Annotated in this window: 21 protein-coding genes; 14 read left to right on the forward strand and 7 right to left on the reverse strand. The window is 39.4% G+C overall.

Annotated elements, in window-relative coordinates; all coding sequences use genetic code 11:
- Positions 1-20 precede the first annotated feature (20 nt).
- A complete protein-coding gene (locus tag ABI125_15215; protein XCF06056.1) occupies positions 21-443 on the reverse strand; it encodes a BLUF domain-containing protein in 423 nt (140 codons plus the stop codon).
- Between the two features lie 222 nt (positions 444-665).
- Here ABI125_15215 and ABI125_15220 point away from each other — a divergent pair, with 222 nt between their 5' ends.
- The gene (locus ABI125_15220) at positions 666-1196 is read left to right on the forward strand and encodes a DUF2911 domain-containing protein (protein ID XCF06057.1); all 531 of its coding nucleotides are present in this window, start codon (positions 666-668) and stop codon (positions 1194-1196) included.
- Between the two features lie 132 nt (positions 1197-1328).
- On the opposite strand, the gene ABI125_15225 is transcribed toward ABI125_15220, so the two are convergent.
- Together ABI125_15225 and ABI125_15230 are read right to left on the reverse strand one after the other, a co-directional pair.
- A complete protein-coding gene (locus ABI125_15225; protein XCF06058.1) occupies positions 1329-1676 on the reverse strand; it encodes a DUF202 domain-containing protein in 348 nt (115 codons plus the stop codon).
- Positions 1677-1720: 44 nt separating this feature from the next.
- Positions 1721-2350, reverse strand: coding sequence for a 7-carboxy-7-deazaguanine synthase QueE (locus ABI125_15230; GenBank protein ID XCF06059.1), 630 nt, complete (start codon positions 2348-2350; stop codon positions 1721-1723).
- A 125-nt stretch (positions 2351-2475) separates the two neighbouring features.
- Here ABI125_15230 and ABI125_15235 point away from each other — a divergent pair, with 125 nt between their 5' ends.
- The 7 genes from ABI125_15235 to ABI125_15265 all read left to right on the forward strand — a co-directional run bounded on the left by ABI125_15235 (position 2476) and on the right by ABI125_15265 (position 9138).
- Positions 2476-4014: a helicase HerA-like domain-containing protein gene (locus ABI125_15235; GenBank protein ID XCF07916.1), complete on the forward strand. Its 1539-nt coding sequence runs from the start codon at positions 2476-2478 to the stop codon at positions 4012-4014.
- Positions 4015-4054: 40 nt separating this feature from the next.
- Entirely contained in the window at positions 4055-4612 is a 558-nt protein-coding gene (locus ABI125_15240; protein ID XCF06060.1) for a hypothetical protein, read from the forward strand.
- 7 nt (positions 4613-4619) lie between these two features.
- Positions 4620-5597, forward strand: coding sequence for a YitT family protein (locus ABI125_15245; GenBank protein ID XCF06061.1), 978 nt, complete (start codon positions 4620-4622; stop codon positions 5595-5597).
- Positions 5598-5639: 42 nt separating this feature from the next.
- The gene (locus ABI125_15250) at positions 5640-6008 is read left to right on the forward strand and encodes a cupin domain-containing protein (protein XCF06062.1); all 369 of its coding nucleotides are present in this window, start codon (positions 5640-5642) and stop codon (positions 6006-6008) included.
- Complete coding sequence (locus ABI125_15255; protein XCF06063.1) at positions 6009-6830, forward strand: alpha/beta hydrolase; 822 nt, start codon at positions 6009-6011, stop codon at positions 6828-6830.
- A gap of 20 nt (positions 6831-6850) precedes the next feature.
- Positions 6851-7609, forward strand: a complete 759-nt coding sequence (rluF, locus tag ABI125_15260) for a 23S rRNA pseudouridine(2604) synthase RluF (protein XCF06064.1) — start codon at positions 6851-6853, stop codon at positions 7607-7609.
- 143 nt (positions 7610-7752) lie between these two features.
- Positions 7753-9138, forward strand: a complete 1386-nt coding sequence (locus ABI125_15265) for a glycoside hydrolase family 71/99-like protein (GenBank protein ID XCF06065.1) — start codon at positions 7753-7755, stop codon at positions 9136-9138.
- Positions 9139-9240: 102 nt separating this feature from the next.
- Here the strand turns inward: ABI125_15265 and folD are convergent, their stop codons facing one another.
- The 3 genes from folD to ABI125_15280 form a co-directional block, all read right to left on the reverse strand.
- Complete coding sequence (gene folD / locus ABI125_15270) at positions 9241-10116, reverse strand: bifunctional methylenetetrahydrofolate dehydrogenase/methenyltetrahydrofolate cyclohydrolase FolD (protein ID XCF06066.1); 876 nt, start codon at positions 10114-10116, stop codon at positions 9241-9243.
- 147 nt (positions 10117-10263) lie between these two features.
- Entirely contained in the window at positions 10264-11592 is a 1329-nt protein-coding gene (ffh, locus tag ABI125_15275) for a signal recognition particle protein (GenBank protein ID XCF06067.1), read from the reverse strand.
- 186 nt (positions 11593-11778) lie between these two features.
- Positions 11779-13530: a hypothetical protein gene (locus ABI125_15280; GenBank protein ID XCF06068.1), complete on the reverse strand. Its 1752-nt coding sequence runs from the start codon at positions 13528-13530 to the stop codon at positions 11779-11781.
- A 147-nt stretch (positions 13531-13677) separates the two neighbouring features.
- Here ABI125_15280 and ABI125_15285 point away from each other — a divergent pair, with 147 nt between their 5' ends.
- From ABI125_15285 to ABI125_15310, 6 genes are all read left to right on the forward strand, one after another.
- Positions 13678-14193 carry an RNA polymerase sigma factor gene (locus tag ABI125_15285; GenBank protein XCF06069.1) on the forward strand — a complete coding sequence of 172 codons (516 nt, stop codon included), beginning with the start codon at positions 13678-13680 and terminating at the stop codon, positions 14191-14193.
- 134 nt (positions 14194-14327) lie between these two features.
- A complete protein-coding gene (locus ABI125_15290; protein ID XCF06070.1) occupies positions 14328-15227 on the forward strand; it encodes a FecR family protein in 900 nt (299 codons plus the stop codon).
- Positions 15220-17574, forward strand: coding sequence for a TonB-dependent receptor plug domain-containing protein (locus ABI125_15295; GenBank protein XCF06071.1), 2355 nt, complete (start codon positions 15220-15222; stop codon positions 17572-17574). The genes ABI125_15290 and ABI125_15295 overlap by 8 nt, the downstream gene beginning before the upstream one ends.
- Before the next feature lie 134 nt (positions 17575-17708).
- Positions 17709-18209 carry a lipocalin family protein gene (locus ABI125_15300; protein ID XCF06072.1) on the forward strand — a complete coding sequence of 167 codons (501 nt, stop codon included), beginning with the start codon at positions 17709-17711 and terminating at the stop codon, positions 18207-18209.
- 175 nt (positions 18210-18384) lie between these two features.
- Positions 18385-18627 carry a hypothetical protein gene (locus tag ABI125_15305; protein ID XCF06073.1) on the forward strand — a complete coding sequence of 81 codons (243 nt, stop codon included), beginning with the start codon at positions 18385-18387 and terminating at the stop codon, positions 18625-18627.
- On the forward strand, positions 18618-18935 hold the full coding sequence (locus ABI125_15310; GenBank protein ID XCF06074.1) for a type II toxin-antitoxin system RelE/ParE family toxin: 318 nt from the start codon (positions 18618-18620) through the stop codon (positions 18933-18935). The genes ABI125_15305 and ABI125_15310 overlap by 10 nt, the downstream gene beginning before the upstream one ends.
- A gap of 102 nt (positions 18936-19037) precedes the next feature.
- Here ABI125_15310 and argS read toward each other — a convergent pair whose 3' ends face one another.
- Entirely contained in the window at positions 19038-20822 is a 1785-nt protein-coding gene (gene argS, locus ABI125_15315; protein ID XCF06075.1) for an arginine--tRNA ligase, read from the reverse strand.
- Positions 20823-21037: the final 215 nt, after the last annotated feature.

Genomic DNA, 21037 nt, shown 5'->3' on the forward strand with positions numbered 1-21037 from the left:
ATTTGTTTTGTCAAATAGGTTTATTCATCAGAAATTAAAAATTTCATTTTCTTCCAAAACAACATTGCAGTAACACTTGTAGGCTTACTTAAATCTGCCAACATGATTAAATTGCTTTTAAATTGATTCAACTCCGATTGAGTAGAGTTGTCATTAGCTGTGTAATATGCCATACCCCAGTCAGGAAAATTACGTTCCGAAATGTTGTCTTCTGAAAAAAGAGAAACGTCGGTATGTCTTTTGTCGTTTTCAATTTGAGCGAACAATTCCTTTACTTTTTCTCGTGGCCCTTCAAGTATTTGAATAAATCGATTGGCATAAAAAATGAGGCAACCAGTTATACCATGAGATGTATTAAATGATCTTGCTGTCTCTAAAATATCATTTATCGCTGTTTCCTCTAAGCCATCAATTGCTTTAGACTCATAAGTGAGAGTATACATGTAGTTGTTTTTTTTAAAGGATTAAATTACTTCGACACTAATTTACGCAATATAGTTATGCTTATTTCTTTTTCACAAACAATTCGTCACAAAGATTATAAAAACAAAAATTTTAACTTTACCTAATCATCCAAACTTTAACAAAAACTCCGCACTTTTATAAAAACTTTAAAGGTTTTTCGGCTTAACTTTAAAACATTAAAAACCACTAAAATCATTAGAATGAAACAGATGAAAAAAGTAACCACAATGTTTATCTGTGTTTTTGCTTTGCTGCTTTCCGGCAACGCTATGGCACAAAAGTTTGCAAAACTGGACAAAAGCCCGTTAGACATCAGCTATTATCGCACCAGCCGTAGCGCCACACCTATGGCGAAAGTGATTTACAGTCGCCCACAATTAAACGGCCGCGATTTAAGCCAGTTGGCCCCGAACGGTAAAGTTTGGAGAACCGGCGCCAATGAAGCCGCCGAAATTAAATTCTACCAAGACACCCAATTTGGTGGCAAAACGGTAAAAGCCGGCACATATTCGTTGTACACTATTCCAGGTGAAAAGGAATGGACTGTTATTTTAAGCAACGACACCGATGTTTGGGGCGCCTACAATTATAACGAAAGTAACGACGAACTGCGAGTGACAGCTCCCGTAACCAGCGGAGAGCCTGTAGAAGCCTTTTCAATAGCCTTTGATGACAACCAAATGTTTTTGGCTTGGGGCACGGTTAGGGTTGCTGTTCCTGTGAGTGTTTAATCCAGTCTATATAATAAAGCACATTGTCATTTCGAGCGGAGTCGAGAAATCTCAATACTTTGTGAATCTGACTTTTTATTCATAAGATTCTTCGACTCGCTCTGAATGACATGCTAATTAAAACAACCGTTTTTATTTATCGTCTCCATTATTAACCGATTCAGACATATAATACAAACGCTTTAAACTCTTTTTTAGCAGGGTAAATCGGTACACCCCAATCACAAAAAATATTATACTGAACACTAACGAGGCCAAGGCTAAATACTCAAAGTTGGGGTAGTTTTTTATCTGGAAAAGCGCAATACTGCCCAACAGCAAATACAATGACGACCGAATGTAAGACAGCAAAGTACGTTCATTGGCCAAGCGGGTGCGCTCGATGGCTAAATAATCTCGCAGAATTACTTCTTGATCGGGCTTAAAATCGCGCCCGAAACGTAGAAGTTTCATTTTTTTCAACTTTACAGGTGCTTTCATAAAAGGTCGCTCTTTTGGTTGTACACCTAAAAATAAACAAAAATTTAAGGAATATTCAAATACTTGTGGGTTTGTAGCGACACTTTCCATTTGGGGTTCTGCATCACGTAATCCACAATTTGCGGAATCATTTTATCACGTTTGCTCCATTCGGGCTGTAAGTACAAAATACAATTGTCGTTTACTTTGGCGGCTTGCTCTTCAGCAAAACGAAAATCGTCCTTGTTGTAAATTATCATTTTAAGCTCGTGGGCTTTGGCATAAACCTCATCGGTAGGAAGCTTCATCTTTTTGGGCGATAGGCAAATCCAATCCCACTGCCCGGTCAACTCATAAGCACCCGAAGTTTCAATATGAATTTGTAGTCCTTCCGCCTTCAATTTTGAAGTGAGGAAAGTCATATCCCAAGTTAGCGGTTCACCTCCGGTTACCACAATCGTGTCACTGTATTTTTTGGCATTTTCAACAATTTTGGTTGTTAACGTAGGTGGATGCAATTTAGCATTCCAACTTTCTTTCACATCACACCAATGGCAACCCACATCGCAGCCACCAATCCTAACAAAATAGGCCGCTGTGCCCTTGTGGAAGCCTTCACCTTGTATGGTGTAAAACTCTTCCATAAGCGGTAACATCTCGCCTTTGTTTACCAATAATTGTATCTCTTTCTCCATAATTAAGTGTGCAAAGATACGTATTCCATCCTGATTTGGAATATTTTAAACTTCAATTCAACCTTAATACGCAAAACCTTATTTTTTTATTTTTTAATTTCTGTATTTTTATGCAAAATTTAGGCATGGGCACAAAAGAGACTTTTCACGAATACATTACCAAAGGCTACGGAACTAAAGGCGAATACATCCCTGTTGGCGCAGCGATGTTGAATGGCGAAACCATTACTGGGGCGCATGTAAAAATCCCACTCAAAACCATGAACCGCCACGGATTGATCGCTGGGGCTACCGGAACTGGAAAAACCAAATCGTTGCAAGTTTTGGCCGAAAATTTAAGTGAAAAAGGGGTGCCGGTGCTGCTAATGGACATTAAAGGCGATTTAAGCGGTTTGGCAAAACCCAGCCCGGGCCATCCCAAAATTGACGAACGCCACGAAAAAATAGGATTGCCTTTTGAAGCCAAAGCCTTTCCTGTTGAAATTTTAACCCTTTCGGAACAAGATGGCGTTAGGTTGCGGGCCACCATCAGTGAGTTTGGCCCAGTTTTGTTATCCCGTATTTTAGATTTGACCGAAACGCAAAGTGGTGTTGTTTCAGTGATTTTTCAATATTGCGACGACAATAAATTACCGCTTCTGGATCTAAAGGATTTCAAAAAGATTTTACAGTACGCTACCGATGAAGGTAAATCTGAATTCAACGAGGCTTACGGACGTATTTCTACGGCTTCCACTGGGGCTATCCTCAGAAAAATTGTAGAATTAGAGCAGCAGGGCGCCGATTTATTTTTCGGGGAAACCTCGTTTGATACCCAAGATTTACTGAGGGTGGATGAAAACGGAAGGGGCTATATCAACATTTTAAGGCTTACTGATATTCAAGACCGGCCCAAATTATTTTCTACGTTTATGTTGAGTTTGTTGGCCGAAATTTATTCCACATTTCCAGAGCAAGGCGATAGCGGCCGACCTGAATTGGTAATGTTTATTGACGAGGCTCATTTAATTTTCGACCAAGCTTCGAAAGCGCTTTTAAACCAGATTGAAAGTATCGTAAAACTGATTCGAAGCAAAGGCGTTGGTTTATATTTTGTAACGCAAAACCCAACCGATGTACCAGAAGAAGTGTTGGGGCAATTGGGATTAAAGGTACAGCATGCATTACGAGCGTTCACCGCTAAAGACCGAAAAGCGATAAAACTCACGGCTGAAAATTATCCCGATTCTGATTATTACGACACTGCCGAAGTGCTTACCTCGTTAGGTATTGGCGAGGCCTTGGTTTCCGCCCTCGACGAAAAAGGCCGCCCCACTCCATTGGCTGCTACTATGATGCGAGCACCCATGAGCCGAATGGACATACTTTCTGAAACTGAATTGACTCAGTTACTTTCGCAATCTAAATTAGCTAAAAAATACAACGAAACGGTAGATCGCGAAAGTGCCTATGAATTGCTGAACGACAAAATAGAACGGGCTGAAGCCGAAGAAGCCAAGGAAAAGGCCCGACAGGAACGTGAAGCCCTCAAAAAAGCGGAATCTAAACAACGAACCACATCCAGAAGCCGAAGCACCCGAATGAACCCTATAGTAAAAGTGCTTACCAGCGCGACCTTCATCCGCAGTGTTTTTGGCATTTTAACCAAAGTGATGAAAAAATAAATTGATTAACTTTTTACTAATTTAAAACCCGAACTATTTAATGCGCTTATCTCATTTAGGCTTGATTGCCACCATATTTTTTGCTGTTGCTTGCAGTAACCAACCCGGTCCTTTCGAAATTTCAAAACAGCATATTGGACTCTTAACCGACTCCACTCAAGTAAAAGATCTTGAAACCATTTACGCTAAAGATTCCATAGTTAAATCCGTTAGCGGCGAGGAGTTTTCAGGAAACCCAAACCAAATAGAAATTTTTGAAAAAGGCGGCAAAAAATTGCTCACACTTACCGCAAAACGAGGGTTAGATTCTACCTCAACCATTTCCAGCATTCGCGTTTACGACGAGCGATTTAAAACTGAAAAAGGCGTGACTTCAGCCAGTACTTTTAAGGACATCAAAGACCATTACAAAATATCGAGAATCAGTAATTTGATCAACTCGATTGTTGTGGGCGTAGATGAAATCAACGCGGCTTTTACCATCGACAAAGAAGAACTTCCTGCCAATTTAAGGTTCGACAGAAATTTAAAATTTGAAGCTACCCACATTCCAGACAACGCCAAAATTAAATACTTTTTCATAACTTGGAGTAAGTAATAAATTTATGAATCCGTTTCTGTCCAAACTTTTATTTGAGGCCGCCCGAAAACGGCTTGAAAAAAGACGTCTTGGCAAACCTGTACGGAAAAGGGAAATTGTGCCCTTAGTAAGAAGGTTTCAAGTGGAACTTTCGCATGCTATAAAAGAATATATTTTTATTGTAGTCGGTGTGTTTTCCGCAGGCTTTGGGCTGAAAGGTTTTTTACTCCCCAACAAATTTATTGACGGTGGCGCCACGGGCATTTCACTGTTGTTACAGCATGTTACCTCAATACAACTTGGTATTCTTTTGGTGATGGTCAACTTACCTTTTTTAATTTTGGCTTACAGAACCATTGGCCAAAAATTCGCATTAAAAAGTATTGCTGCCATTGCCTTTTTGGCAGTAGTAGTTCATTTTGTGGAGTACCCTACTATTACAGACGACAAATTATTAATAGCCGTATTTGGCGGATTCTTCCTGGGGCTGGGTATTGGCATGTCTATGCGAGGCGGCAGCGTTATTGACGGCACCGAAGTACTCGCTATATTTTTAAGCAGAAAACTATCGCTCACCATTGGCGATGTCCTTCTCATCATCAATATTATCATTTTCTCGGTAGGTGCTTATATTCTTTCTATTGAAACGGCGCTTTACGCGATTTTAACTTATTTATCCGCTGCAAAAACCGTCGATTTTGTGGTAGATGGCGTTGAGGAATACGTGGGCGTTACCATAATTTCTAACAAACACGAAGAACTACGCCTTATGCTTACCGAAAAACTGCAACGGGCTTGCACTATTTATGCGGGAAAGGGCGGCTACGGTAAAAGCGGCGACAGCTACGACAAAGACATTATTTACACTATTGTTACCCGACTTGAACTCGCCAAGTTACAAACGGAAATTGATAAAATTGATAAAAGGGCATTCATTATAATGGGCATTGTAAAAGACCTAAAAGGCGGTATGATTAAAAAGAAGCCGATGAAAGACCACTAACCAATGACTATTGACTATTGACTATTGACTAAAAATAAACAATTGACAAAGAAGAAATACATTGTACAAGATGCGCCATTTGAAGTACCCACTACTGACGGAAAAATTATCCAAGAACATTTCGGCTTGGCTAGTGACGGCAACTCAAAAATAAGCATCGCCCACATGAAAGCCCCGGCTGGTTGGAGCGAACCTTTCCAGACACCAGAATTCGATGAGTTCACCTTTATAATAAAAGGGAAAAAACAGTTTGTTATTGAAGGCGAAACCGTAATTTTGCAAGCTGGGCAATCCATAAAAATAGAGCGAAACACTCGGGTTCAGTATTCCAATCCGTTTACCGAAGTTTGCGAATATATCGCTATTTGCACTCCAGCATTTTCAATGGATGCCGTAAATCGAGAAGATTAAATGAACAATATTAAAATAGTTGGTTTTTTAATAAATCTCCTGAGCTACCTATCGCCAAGTTTATCAGCTAAAATTGCAGTAAAATTATTTTCTACACCCCGAAAAGCAGCATTAACACACGAGGGAAGCACTTATTTAAAAACGGCTACGCAAACAGATTTATCTTTCAACAACTTCAAAATACAAACCTATCAATGGGAAGGCCATGGCAAAACGGTTCTATTGGTGCATGGCTGGGATAGTAATTCGTTTCGATGGAAAGACCTCATTGAGTTCTTAAAGCAGGACGGCTACAACATTATATCGATTGATGCCCCCGCGCATGGTGCTTCAGGCAACAATATTTTTAATGCCCCGCTGTATTCCGAGTGTATAAATATTGCTTTAAAAACGTTTAAGCCAGAAATTGTTATTGGGCATTCCATTGGTGGCACAGCAACGGCCATTGCGCTAAAAAATCATAATGCTCCTTCAGTTGAGCAAATCGTACTACTGGGAGCTCCTTCCAACTTGGCCATTTCGGTGGGCAATTATGTAAACATGATGGGTTACAACAAACGGGTTGAGAATGCGATTAACCAGTACTATCTGAAACATTTTAACCAACTGCCCGAATTCTATAATGTTGAAAATTTCTTTTCGAACATCACCCCCGAAGGCTTAATTATTCACGATAAAAAAGACCGCATCATTTCATTTAAAGAAGCCTTGGACATCCATCGGGTTTACAAAAATTCCAAACTCATTAAAACCAAAGGCTTGGGGCACCGACTAAAATCGGAAACGGTTTACCAACATATTTTAGACTTTTTAAACGCATAAGTTTGTTGTATTTTTGAAGCATGGCAGACACATCCTTAAAACGAATCAACAAATACCTAAGCGAAGTAGGCTATTGCTCACGCCGTGAGGCCGATAAGCTTATTGAAGCCGGGCGTGTAACTATTAATGGCAGCGTTCCTGAAAAGGGCACTAAAATTGGGCCAAACGATGAAGTTACCGTTGACGGAACTTTGGTTAAAAACACTAAGGAATCGTTTGTGTATTTAGCCTTCAACAAGCCTGTGGGAATTGTGTGCACCACCGACACCTCGGTTGAAAAAGACAATATTATTGATTTTATCAACTACCACAAACGCATTTTTCCTATCGGAAGATTGGACAAACCCAGTGAAGGCTTAATCCTTTTGACGGATGATGGTGACATTGTGAATAAAATTCTAAGGGCCAGCAACAATCACGAAAAGGAATACATTGTAACCGTTGACAAGCCCATTTCGCAAACTTTTATTGAGCGCATGACTGGTGGCATACACCTACCCGACCTCAACAAAACTACAAAAAAATGCAAGGTTGAAAAATTGGGCACTTATAAATTTAGGATTGTGTTGACCCAAGGATTAAACCGCCAAATCCGACGCATGTGCCAATACCTTAACTACGAGGTACAAACCTTGAAACGCGTTCGGATTATGAACATTAAGCTAGACGTTCCCGTTGGCCAATACCGCGAATTGACCAAAGAGGAATTCACCCAACTGAATCAACTTTTAAAAGATTCTTCTAAAACTTTTGTTTCTGCTAAAAAAAGAAAAAAATAGCGTACACAAACACCTCAACAACAACCTTTTACCGAAACAACAAAACCTTTCATCTATACTTTTTCTTGAGGTTATAGATATTAACTTACAACAACACTCTGTTAGTCATACTTTTATAAGGTTAATTGACCAACCTATAAATTATGACAAAAACCTACTTTACCAAAAGAGTAAAATCACTTCTTGCCCTGATGTGCATTTTACAACTTGCTTCCTGCGAAATAGACCATGAGCCTGCGCCGAGTGAAACCAGAACAGTTCCTTACCAATTAGAACACAACACGATTTACAACGATTCGGTTTTAAAACAAGTTCTCGATGAAGAACTATTGCTACTGAAAGGGCAAAATAACCTGAACATTTTGGCCAAGACCAATTCCGGTATGGAGATTTACAAATCGAACCCTAAAAAAGTGTACGTGCACTATTTACCATGGTTTCAGTCTAAACCCCACGATGGCTATTGGGGGCAGCACTGGACCATGACCAACAAAAACCCCGACAGTATCGATGAAAACGGCAACAACGAGATTGCCTCGTATTTTAACCCTTTAGTTGGTCCCTACTCGTCATTCGATTCACATTTGCACGAATATCATTTTTTACTAATGAAACTGTCAGGTATCGATGGTGTTATTTTCGACTGGTACGGTAGCAGGAACATACACGATTACGGCCTTATTAAAAACGCTACTGAAAAATTTATCCCCAGATTAGAGAGTGTAGATTTAGATTTCAGCATTATGTATGAAGATCGAGTGGCCTTTTTAGATAATGGGACCACCTCCAGAAGTCCCATTGAAAAGGCCATTGAAGATTTTAATTATATAAAAAACACCTATTTTAAAAGTGCCAATTATTTAACCTTTAACGGCACGAAACTTATTGCTGTTTTTGGTCCCCATTTTTTAACCCAAATCAATGACTGGAACCAAATTTACAGCGTGTTTCCAGAAAGCCATAAACCGTCATTAATTTCTCTCTGGGGTCTGAAAAACAGTATTTCAAGCCATTTTAACGGTGAGTTTTTATGGGTTGCACCAGACCACTTATTGGCCCAAGACTATTACTATTCAACCTTTGCCAGTTCCAACGACATTACCATTGGTTCGACGTATCCGGGTTTTAAAAGTTATTATGAGGAAGGCGGCTGGTCCGATGGCATTAATACTTGGACTTTGCCAAGGCATAACGGGTTAACCTTTGTAGAAACACTGAACAATTCGAGCTACGAAAGTGCCGATTTCATTCAAATTATCACATGGAACGATTTTGGAGAAGGCACCATAATAGAACCAACTAAAGAATTTGGGTTTGACTATTTAACCATGCTCCAAGAATACACAGGCGTACCCTATGACGAAGATGACTTAGCCACTGCAGCCCGGTTGTACCAATGTAGAAAACAATACCAACAAAATAAAACGGTACAGCGATTGTTGGACAGAAGCTACCTGTACATGAAAACATTCAATTTTGGCCGTGTAAACCAGATTATACAAGCCATTTATAAATATTTCCCCATTTAAAAATTCACTTTAAATCCCTGATGACTTAATGTTGTCTAAACCGGAAAAGGCAGGCAAATTACCTGCCTTTTCTTCGTTTATTTTTATTTTGCTTTCTTCTTTTTAAGAGCGTCTTTCTCTTGCCAAAAGCGTATTTTTAAGCAACATGGCAATCGTCATAGGGCCAACACCTCCAGGCACCGGAGTAATGTAACTGGCTTTTTGGCTCACGCTCGAAAACTCCACATCGCCAGCTAATCGGTAGCCATTTTTCTTTGTAGCATCTGGCACACGGGTAATACCCACATCAATAACCACAACATCTTCCTTAACCATGTCTCCTGTTAAAAATTCTGAAATCCCGATAGCTGCCACAATGATATCGGCCTGCTTCGTAATCTCAGCCAAGTTTTTAGTTCGGCTGTGAACAACTGTTACGGTAGCATCGCCAGCTTTTCTTTTTTGGCTCATTAAAATACTCATAGGTCGGCCTACAATATGGCTGCGCCCCATAACCACCACGTTTTTACCAGAAGTTTCTACTTGGTAACGCTCTAAAAGCTCTAGTATTCCGTATGGTGTTGCCGGTAAAAAGGTAGGCAAATCTAAAGCCATTCTGCCAACATTTACAGGATGGAATCCGTCCACATCTTTATCAGGGTCAATCGCCATCAATATCTTTTGCTCATCAATTTGTTCTGGCAATGGTAACTGCACGATAAACCCATCGATGTCATCATTGGTATTCAGCTCGTTGATTTTTTCAAGCAATTCTTCTTCGGAAGTGTACTCCGGAAGTTCAATAAGCGTCGATTCAAAACCAATACGCTCACAAGCTTTTACTTTAGCGTTAACGTAGGTCATACTCGCACCATCACTACCTACTAAAACTGCCGCCAAATGCGGCACTTTTTCGCCTTTTGCCTTCATTCCACTTACGTGCTCGGCAATTTCCTCTTTAATGTCGTTACTTACTTTTTTACCGTCTAAGATTGTCATATTTTTTCTCGCAAAGGCGCAAAATACGCCAAGATTATTTTATTTGATTTGTGCTGCGAATACACGAAATTTATCTCGATAAAGCACAAAGTTTTTTATTTGTTATGAGATGCTTCGACTACGCTCAGCATGACACTTTTAACAAGTTTAGCGCATATTCTTCATCATTTGCATCATCTTTTTGCCGCCACCGCCTTGCATCATTTTCATCATTTTGCTCATTTGGTTGAACTGCTTTAAAAGCTGGTTGACTTCCTGAACCGAAGTACCCGACCCCTTGGCCACTCGCTTTTTTCTACTCGCATTTAATATCGAAGGGGTGGTTCGCTCTTTTGGTGTCATGGAATGGATAATGGCCTCAATCCCTTTAAAAGCGTCATCATCAATATCAACATCTTTCAGCATTTTACCAGCACCAGGAATCATGCCCATCAAATCTTTCATGTTACCCATTTTCTTGATTTGCTGGATTTGCTTCAAGAAATCGTCGAACCCAAACTGGTTTTTGGCTATTTTCTTTTGAAGTTTTCTAGCTTCTTGCTCATCAAACTGTTCTTGGGCACGCTCTACTAACGACACCACGTCACCCATACCCAAAATACGGTCGGCCATACGAGAAGGATAGAACACATCGATAGCTTCCATTTTTTCGCCAGTACCAATAAACTTAATTGGTTTATTTACTACCGATTTAATTGATATCGCGGCACCACCTCGGGTATCACCATCTAATTTGGTAAGGATAACCCCATCAAAATTCAACACATCGTTGAAGGCTTTTGCCGTGTTTACGGCATCTTGACCCGTCATGGAATCAACTACAAACAATGTTTCCTGTGGTTGGATAGCCTTGTGGATATTCGATATTTCGGTCATCATGGCCTCATCAACCGCCAAACGACCAGCGGTATCGATGATTACCACATTGTGTCCGTTAGATTTGGCATGCGCTATTGCCGCTTGCGAAATGGCCACGGGATTGTTGTTTCCTTTATCACTAAAAACCTCAACACCTATTTGCTCTCCAACTACGTGCAATTGGTCTATCGCTGCAGGACGATAAACGTCGCAAGCAACCAATAAAGGCTTTTTAGTTTTTTTGTTTTTAAGATAGTTAGCCAGTTTACCAGAAAAGGTGGTTTTACCAGACCCCTGTAAACCCGACATTAAAATAACACTTGGTGTGCCCGATAAATTGATTCCTTCGGCATCACCTCCCATCAATTCTGTTAACTCGTCCTTAACGATTTTCACCATTAACTGCCCAGGCTGCAAAGTGGTCAATACGTTTTGCCCCAATGCTTTTTCCTTTACCTTGTTGGTAAATTCTTTGGCTATTTTAAAGTTAACGTCGGCATCTAAAAGTGCACGCCTAACTTCTTTTAAAGTTTCGGCAACGTTTACTTCGGTGATGCTTCCGTGCCCTTTCAGGACGTGTAAGGCCTTATCTAATTTATCGCTTAAATTATTGAACATAATTCTTCTAAATTTTTAAGAGTTGCAAATTTAATGATTTGAAGCGTATTATGACAAGAATCGTTCATTAATGTGAACAAAAAAAAAGGCTGCCATTTTAAAATGACAGCCTTTATAAAGGAATCTGTAATAATTAACCTAACCAACCGAAAATGCAGGATTCCTTTTTGTTGCAAACATGTTTTGTTACGCTTTCTTTTCCAGAACCAAAATTCTTTCTATGCCGCCATTGGCATTTAAATCCTTTAGTTCTATTCTATTAGGTGAAACTTCTCTTATTTTCCATCTGTGGTTTAATTTGTTGAAAGGCTCATTGTTTCCAAAGTACAACCCTAGGTTTAAACCATCTTTTCGATAAGCCAACCAGGCCCCGCTAAACGTACCGTTGTTGGGATCGGTTACAACCACTCTTCCAGTTACTTTAAAATCTAAAGTGTACATATAAAACGGCTCTGGGTTATTGTTGTCCTCAACATGGTAGGCCGCTACTTCCCATAGTCCGTTAACCAACACTCTATCAATATAAGTTAAATCGTCATCAACATCTGGGCAATGTCTTTCTAAAATCATTTTGTTGTTGGCACTTTCAAGTTTCATCAACCCTTCTTCCAAGAATGTGATTAACCACTCCAGTTTTAAATTTGGTCGGCCTTCCAACATGATTTTAAGCGTAAAACCAGCATTTCGGAATCCTATTTCGTAAGTCCCTTCAACCAATTCGCCATTCACACGTAGTTTCACGACATTATTTTCGTAGAACTTAAGCGGCGTACCGATGTAATCTTTTTCATTATCTGCACCATCAACGCTCAATCGAGCCACGCGCCACAGGCATTTTTGCAAATAATTTTCAATACGTTCTTTGGTAATATCGATTACGATTTCGCAGTTACGCTTCATAATAATACGGTTACCGCCTTCTTGATACAGTTTAATTTTACCATCTTCAATGTCGTAAACAAACCACTCTAGGGTGAAGTCGGCCAAGTTTTCAAACTCCATTTTTAAAAGGGCTCCCCTATCGGTAACACGAGTGCTCCACGTTCCGGTTAAAATATCGCCACCTCTGGCACGCATTACTACAACGCTATCTGCCTTAAAGTTTAGTGCAAACTCTTTAAAATCGGCCGTACTATCCAAGTTATTTCTTTGGTATTCGTAAACCACCCAAGGGCAAGCTATCAAGTATTTATCTAAACGTTCTTTTGTAAAATCATCATCGCCATAATCGTTATCGTCGTCTTCATCACAGGCATCTTTAGCTTCCTTAATGGTTCTGGCCAATTCAATATTGTTGTTAACCACAATTTCGGTACCATCAGCCAACTCCATAGTTACGGGGAAATTTAAACTAGCAAACACCTCTGAATTTTTTACACGTTTAATGAAACGGTATAATTGGCGGTCGTTTTCAATGGTAACAACATTGATGATTTGGAAATCGGTATCATACACAGAAAATGAAATGGGGTATTGGAAATCGACACACTCGATATCGTTATCGGGTTCGTTTTCATCCCTACATTCATCGATTAATTCTTCAAGGGCATCTTGATTTTGGATAACAATTTCTTCGTGATTGGACAATACAATGGTAATGGGGAACACAATATCCAATCGGTCTTCATCATCATCAAACTCCTTAAAAATGGCTTCGATAACTTTGAAGTCTTCTTTAGAATCGATAATAATTTCAACATCCTTAACAATAACGGTAACTGGAAGTTCTACCGCCAAACAGCTCGCGCCGTCGATAATGTTATCAGCAGATCCGTCCATGGTAGATGTGGAGAGCATTAAATTGGTTAACTCTGCATCTGGGGCTAGGGCTTCACTTTCGTCAATGGGCGTTATTTCAACGGCCTCCTCTTGACAGGACGTGAACAATAAAAGGGCAAAAAAAGGAATTAGTAATAACGTTTTAATGTTAGTTTTCATGATTAGTGATTTTGGGTTAAACATAGCTTTTGTTTATAAAACAGATCAACTTTAAAAATTCCTACCCCTAATGTTAAAAAAAATTAAAAATTCCTAAATCCTAAACTGTAAAAAGGCTTATTTTAGTGGCACCAACTACCAATAAACATGGGGAAACAACTACACGAAAACATTTGCGAAGAGCATTTATTTTCTTCCATTTTTACGAAATACTCTAAAGATTTACACCATTTTCTCTATTACAAGTTTGGTGAATTGCTCAACCCAAAAGACAAAGTGCAGGAAGCCTTTATTAAACTTTGGGAAAACTGCGCTAAAATTTCGCCTGATAAGGCCAAGAGTTTTTTGTTCACCACTGCCAATAATTTAATGCTTAATGAAGCCGCACACCAAAAAGTGGTTTTAAAATACCAGCAGACCAAGCCCAAACTGAGCACTAACGAAAGCCCTGAATTTTTAATGCAGGAAACCGAATATAATGTCAAACTCCAAAAAGCATTGGCCAATTTAACCGAAGCGCAGCGCGAAGCCTTTTTAATGAACCGGGTGGAAGGCAAACGTTTTAAGGAAATTGCCGAGCTTTTAGATATTTCGACCAAAGCCGTTGAAAAACGTATTTATGGCGCTTTGGAAAAACTGCGGAAAGACATTAAAGAACTATAAGTTTTTTGGTTTCAGGTTTCGAGTTTCGGATTTCAAGTTTTTCCAAAACCAACAAAAAACGTGAAACTTGAAACTTTTTTAACTAATGGGGTAGGAAAAAATAAAAGTTAACTGTTATATAGTTGAATAAGCAAATGATGAACCGAGAAGAACTCATATTAAAATGGCTGGACAACAACCTAACCGAGCAAGAACTCAAGGCATTTAAAAACCTTGAGGACTACGACGAACTGGTTGCCTTGAACAGCAGTTTACAGGCATTTAAAGCTGATGATTACAACACCGAGCAAGAACTTGAAAAAGTCATGCAGGTGGTAAAAGCCAGAAAAAAATCGTCTGCAAACCTTTTAAAGCCACTGCTGCGCATCGCCGCCGTTTTGGCCATTTGCTTTGGTGTGTACTATTACACCACCACTTTAAACACGACAGTTGCTACCGAGTTTGCTCAAAAAACAACCATCGAACTGCCGGATGCTTCCCAAGTATCGCTTAATGCCAAATCGGTTTTGGTGTACAACAAAAGAGATTGGCAAGACCACCGCGAAGTAGAGTTGCAGGGTGAGGCCTTTTTTAAAGTAGCCAAAGGGTCGTCGTTTAAAGTAAACACATCGGCTGGACACGTCACCGTTTACGGCACCCAGTTCAATGTAAAACAACGCGACAATTATTTTGAAGTTATTTGCTACGAAGGGCTTGTTGGGGTAACCTACAATTCTCATGAAACGAAATTAAAACCTGGCGACAGTTTTTTAATTATCGACGGGAAAACAATTGCTAAAGAAAAAGAAAACCGCAGCGAGCCTTCGTGGCTAAATAATGCCAGTAGCTTTACCAGCGTACCCTATAAAATGGTAGTTGAAGAATTTGAGAGACAATATAACGTCGACATCACCCTATTGGGCATCGATTCCTCACAATTGTTTACCGGTAGTTTTACCCACGACAATATGGATGTGGCCTTAAAATCTATTACCTTACCTTTACATGTAACTTATAGCAAAACCGACCATTCGATTACATTAAAGCGTGAGTAGAAACCACTTCTTTTTCATTGTTTTTTTATTGTTTCTTTTGAATGTTGTGCCACTTACGGCGCAAAACCCGCAAAAGGAAAAGCAACCGCTTGCCACCGTTTTAAAGGTGCTTTCGGAAAAATTTGGAGTGAGTTTTTCATACATCGACGACACCATAAAAAACAAGAAAAGTGCGCTTCCCCCAACTGATATGCCGTTGGAAGCCGTCTTGGAGTTTTTAAACACCGAAACCCAATTGGATTTTGAACTGCTCAACAACGAATATATCGTCATTTCAAAACCGAAATCTTCTGAAGCAAAATTTCTCCCCCAAAAATTAAAGGAAGTTTTTGTCACCAATTATTTAACCTCGGGAATTACTAAACTCAACGATGGTTCGTTAACCATAAAGCCGCAAACTTTCGGTATTTTACCCGGATTGATTGAGCCCGACGTATTGCAGACCATTCAGGCCCTTCCCGGTGTATTGAGTGCCGACGAAACCGTATCGAATATTAACGTTCGTGGTGGCACGCACGACCAAAACCTACTGCTTTGGGACGGCATAAAAATGTTTCAATCGGGGCATTTTTTCGGACTCATTTCAGCCTTTAATCCGCATACCACAAAAAAAGTTTCCGTGTTTAAAAACGGTACCCGCGCCAAATACGGTGATGGCATTTCGAGCATTATCGACATGCAATTGCCCGACGAAATTGATAACGAATTTAAAGCCGGAATGGGTTTCAACTTTATCAATGCCGATGGTTTTGCCAAAATACCGCTTTCAAAAAACACCGAACTGCAATTATCGGCCCGACGTTCCATCACCGACCTCATCAATACCTCAACCTACGAACAGTATTTTAAGCGTATTTTTCAGGATTCCGATTTTAACGATGCCAAAAAAAACGACGATTTTATCTCGCAAAACGAAAGCTTTTACTTTTATGATATTGCCGTGAAATTTCTGTTTGATGCCACAAAAAAAGACAAGTTCCGTTTTCATTTTTTGAACATCCACAACCAATTGAATTACGATGAGCAATCGGTCATCAATGACCGAAGCGAAGCGCTTAACAGTAATTTAATTCAAAACAATTTGGCTTTTGGGACTACTTATTTGCGCGATTGGAACGACAAGCTATCCACCACCGCACAAATGTATGTCACCAATTACGATTTGGACGCCACGAATTTCGACATCCTCAACAACCAACGGCTTATCCAAGAAAACGAAGTTTATGATGGTTCGGCAAAATTCGATATTAATTACGAGGCCAATCTCAATTTCCATTTTAACGGGGGCTATCAATTTACCGAAACGGGCATTAGTAATTTGGAAGACGTCAACAACCCCAATTTCAGGAGTTATATAAAAGAAGTGGTGCGCACGCATTCCGTTTATGCCGAAAGCCAGTATTTATCCAACGACGCCAAAACACGATTAAATTTGGGCGGCCGATTGAACTATTTCGGCAAATTCGATATGCTTCTGGCCGAACCCCGACTCAGTTTCAGTCAGCGGTTTTTAAACCATTTTAGATTTGAGGTTTTGGGTGAATTTAAAAGCCAAACCACTCAACAAATTATCGATTTGCAGAATGACTTTCTGGGCATTGAAAAACGCCGTTGGGTCCTTTCGAACAACCAAACCGAAGTGATTGAAAACGGCAACCAAACCATTTACCCCATTCCGGTGCTTAGGAGCAAACAGCTTTCCACGGGCATTCATTTTAACAAAAATAAACTATTGGTGAGTGCCGAAACCTACATTAAAAAAGTGGATGGCATTACTACCCGAAGCCAAGGTTTTCAAAACCAATACCAGTTTGTAAACGCCATTGGCAGTTACGAAATAAAAGGCATCGATGTACTCCTCAACAAACAATTTAGCGATGTGCTGGGCGGCTGGGTATCGTATTCTTACAGCGATAACCGTTACCAATTTGACAAGTTAAACAACGGTAAACCCTTCCCCAATAATGTCGATATTACCCATGCCGTAAGCTTTGCGGGCACCTACACCAGTAATAACCTAAAATTGGCAGTAGGTGTAAATTGGCACTCTGGAACACCCCATACCGACCCCAGTAACAGCGACAGTCCTGACGACAACACCATTACCTACGCCCCACCGAACAGCAGCCGATTGAACGACTACCTACGTGCTGATTGCTCGGCCACATATGCTTTTAATATTAGCGATGCCACCCGTGCCAGCATTGGTGCTTCTGTTTGGAACGTGCTCAATAAACGAAACATTATTAACACCTACTATACTTTAGATAGCGACAACAACATCAACACGATTGAAAATGAATCGCTGGGCATTACGCCCAATGTGAGTTTTCGGGTTTATTTTTAAAAAAGAGGCCTTGATTTGTACGAAAAATTTTTAGTTTGGTTTTGTAGCTGGTATATTTAGCCACATAAATATTATGTGATAAACGCAATTGTGTTTATCTGCAAGTTGTAAACCATTTAAACCAAACATTACGGATGAAAAAAACAAATTTAATAAGCGGACTTTTAATAATACTAATGATTTTATTTTCTTGCTCAAATAATGAAAATTCTGATTCTACACCTAAAGACGCTTCTATAATAGGAGTTTGGAAACCTACAAAAGTAGTTACCGTTTGTTCGACAATAGATGAAGTAGATGAGCTCTCTATCTGTGAACAGAATGGAAGAATTACATTTAATGATAATGGCACTTTAAGCACAAACGATTATGGTAATGAATATATTAATGGTGCAAGCGGTGATTGTGTTGAATCTTCAAATGGTAGTGGAACATGGATACTAAAAGAAAACAAACTTGATTTATTTATAAAATATGCTAACACAGGTGAAGAAGAAAATGATAATTTAAACGCAACTGTTTATAAATTGACAGATACTACTCTTCAAATAGGATATTTAAGTGATGACCCGAACGACTGCAATGACGGAATTAAACCAACATATTATTACACAGAATACATACGTGTTGAATAAAAACGGTTCACGACACCGGTAACCGTTGCAAAACCCCATATTTTTTTTAAAAAAACATGATATAAAAACGCCCATTTTAAGCACGTTTGTTCTTTTTGAATTTGGTTTTATACCCCCCAACAAAACTAAAACCACAAATTGATATTTTCGTATCTTTGATAAAAAGCTGAATAAAATGAATTTAGAAGCTCGTAAAATAGAATTTGTAAAAGAATTTTTAAGACTACAAAACGAAGAAATCGTTAGTGGTCTAGAAAAATTATTGCGCAAAAGAAAGGCCGAATTACTTGAAAAGAGTTTAAAGCCCATGAGCATGGAACAATATGATGCTGAAATGGATCAAGCCATGGAGGATTCTAAAAATGGGCGAATGATAAAAGCAACCGATTTAAAGGCCAAAATTCAAAAATGGCGTTAGAAGTTTACTGGTTGGAACTGGCCGAAACAAAACTTGAAGACATTTATAGTTACTATTCTGTAAAAGCCAGTAAAAATGTAGCTAAAAAGTTAATCAACGGCATTGTTGATGCTACAATAGGGATTGAAAAACAACCGGAAATCGGACAAGTTGAACTCAGTTTAAAGCACCGAAAACAAGAATTTCGGTATTTAGTATTCAAAAATTACAAGATTGTCTATTGGGTAAATTATGACTTCAGTCGAATTGAAATCGCTAATATTTTTGATACCAGACAATCGCCTGAAAAAATAAACGAAACAAAATAATAAAGTATATCAAAATACTGAATTCTCATTTCTTACACGATGCGATTTCTCCCTATCGGTCGAAATGACAGAGAACTAAAATTTAGCTTTCTTAAAACTTTTCTACATCCGCTCTGGCACCTGAATCCCTAAAAGTCCAAAAGCATTTTTAATGGTATTTGCTACGGTGTTTGATAATTGCACACGGAATAACTTTTCGGTGTCGCTATCGGCTCCTAAAATAGACACATTTTGGTAAAACGAATTGAACTCCTTAACCAAATCGTAAGTGTAATTGGCAATTAACGCCGGACTGTGGTTTTCAGCCGCATTTTGCACCACTTCGGGGAACAACTGCACTTGTTTGATGAGTTCGCGTTCTTTACTATTTAAAGACACTTCGACTGCGCTCAGTGTGACATTAGCATCTACATTGGCTTTTCGTAAAATAGACTGGATTCGGGCATAGGTATATTGAATGAATGGCCCGGTATTTCCTTGAAAATCGATGGACTCTTTTGGGTCGAACAAAATACGTTTTTTAGGGTCTACTTTCAAAATATAGTATTTCAGTGCCCCCAAACCAATGGTTTTGTATAGCTCCTGCTTCTCTTCTTCCGAATAGCCATCGAGTTTACCCAACTCTTCTGAAATTTCTTCGGCGGTTTTCGCCATATCATCAATCAGGTCGTCGGCATCCACCACAGTACCTTCGCGACTTTTCATTTTTCCGCTGGGCAAATCTACCATTCCGTAACTTAAATGGTATAGGTTTTTGGCCCAATCGAAGCCTAATTTTTTCAGTATTAAAAACAACACCTGAAAGTGATAATCCTGCTCGTTCCCCACGGTGTAAACCATACCGCCCACATCTGGAAAATCCTTAATACGCTGTATGGCCGTACCAATATCCTGCGTCATGTAAACAGCGGTACCATCGGCACGTTGCACAATTTTTTTATCGAGGCCTTCATCGGTTAAATCGCACCACACCGAACCGTCTTCTTCTTTATGGAACACCCCCGATTTTAAACCTTCGGCCACAAATTCCTTGCCCAATAAATAGGTGTTGCTTTCGTAATATAAAGTATCGAAATCTACGCCCAGGTTTTTATAGGTTTCATCAAACCCATCGTACACCCAACCGTTCATTTTTTCCCAAAGGGCCACGGTCGCTTCATCGCCTGCCTCCCATTTTCTGAGCATGTCTTGGGCTTCTATTAAAAGTGGTGCGTTCTTTTTGGCTTCCTCTTCGGTACTTCCGTTGGCCACCAATAATTCAATTTCCTTTTTGTATTCCTGATCAAACTTCACGTAATAGTTCCCCACCAATTTATCGCCTTTTAAACTAGTACTTTCTGGTGTTTCGCCATTTCCAAATTTTTCCCATGCCAACATACTTTTACAAATATGGATGCCACGGTCGTTTATAATTTGGGTTTTGTATACTTTTTTACCCGAAGCCTTTAAAATTTCGGCCACGCTGTAGCCTAATAAATTGTTTCGGATGTGCCCCAAATGCAGTGGTTTGTTGGTGTTTGGCGACGAGTATTCTACCATAATGGCTTTTTCATCGGGGTTGGGTTGCACCAATCCGAAGGACTTATTGGCTTTAATGACGTTGAAGAAATCAATGTAATACGAATCGCTTATTTCAATATTTAAAAAACCTTTTACCACGTTAAACGCCTTTACGTTATCGACGTGCTCGACCAAAAAATTTCCAATGGTTTCGCCAATTTGCACCGGATTCCCTTTTACAAAGCGCAACATCGGGAACACCACTACGGTAATATCGCCAGCAAATTCTTTTCTGGTGGCTTGGAATTCAACCGCTTCCAATTCTACATTAAAATTGGATTTTACAGCTTGCTTTACGTCGTTCGATAAGGTGTCTTGAAGGCTCATTTCGCTTATTTTATTAAGTGTGCAAAGATAGAATTTTTAAATCAAGATTATAACTCAAATGTCATTAGTTGTATTCGCTTATATTTTGGAAAGAATATAAAAAACCAACGCTATTCAATTGTAGTATTTATCCGTATAAACACCTGAACACCCCATTAACAAACACGTTTTCAACACATTAAACTCTAATACCAATAATGAAAGAAAAGGTAGGC

Source organism: Tamlana crocina, assembly GCA_040429635.1.
Classification (GTDB): domain Bacteria; phylum Bacteroidota; class Bacteroidia; order Flavobacteriales; family Flavobacteriaceae; genus Flavisericum; species Flavisericum crocinum.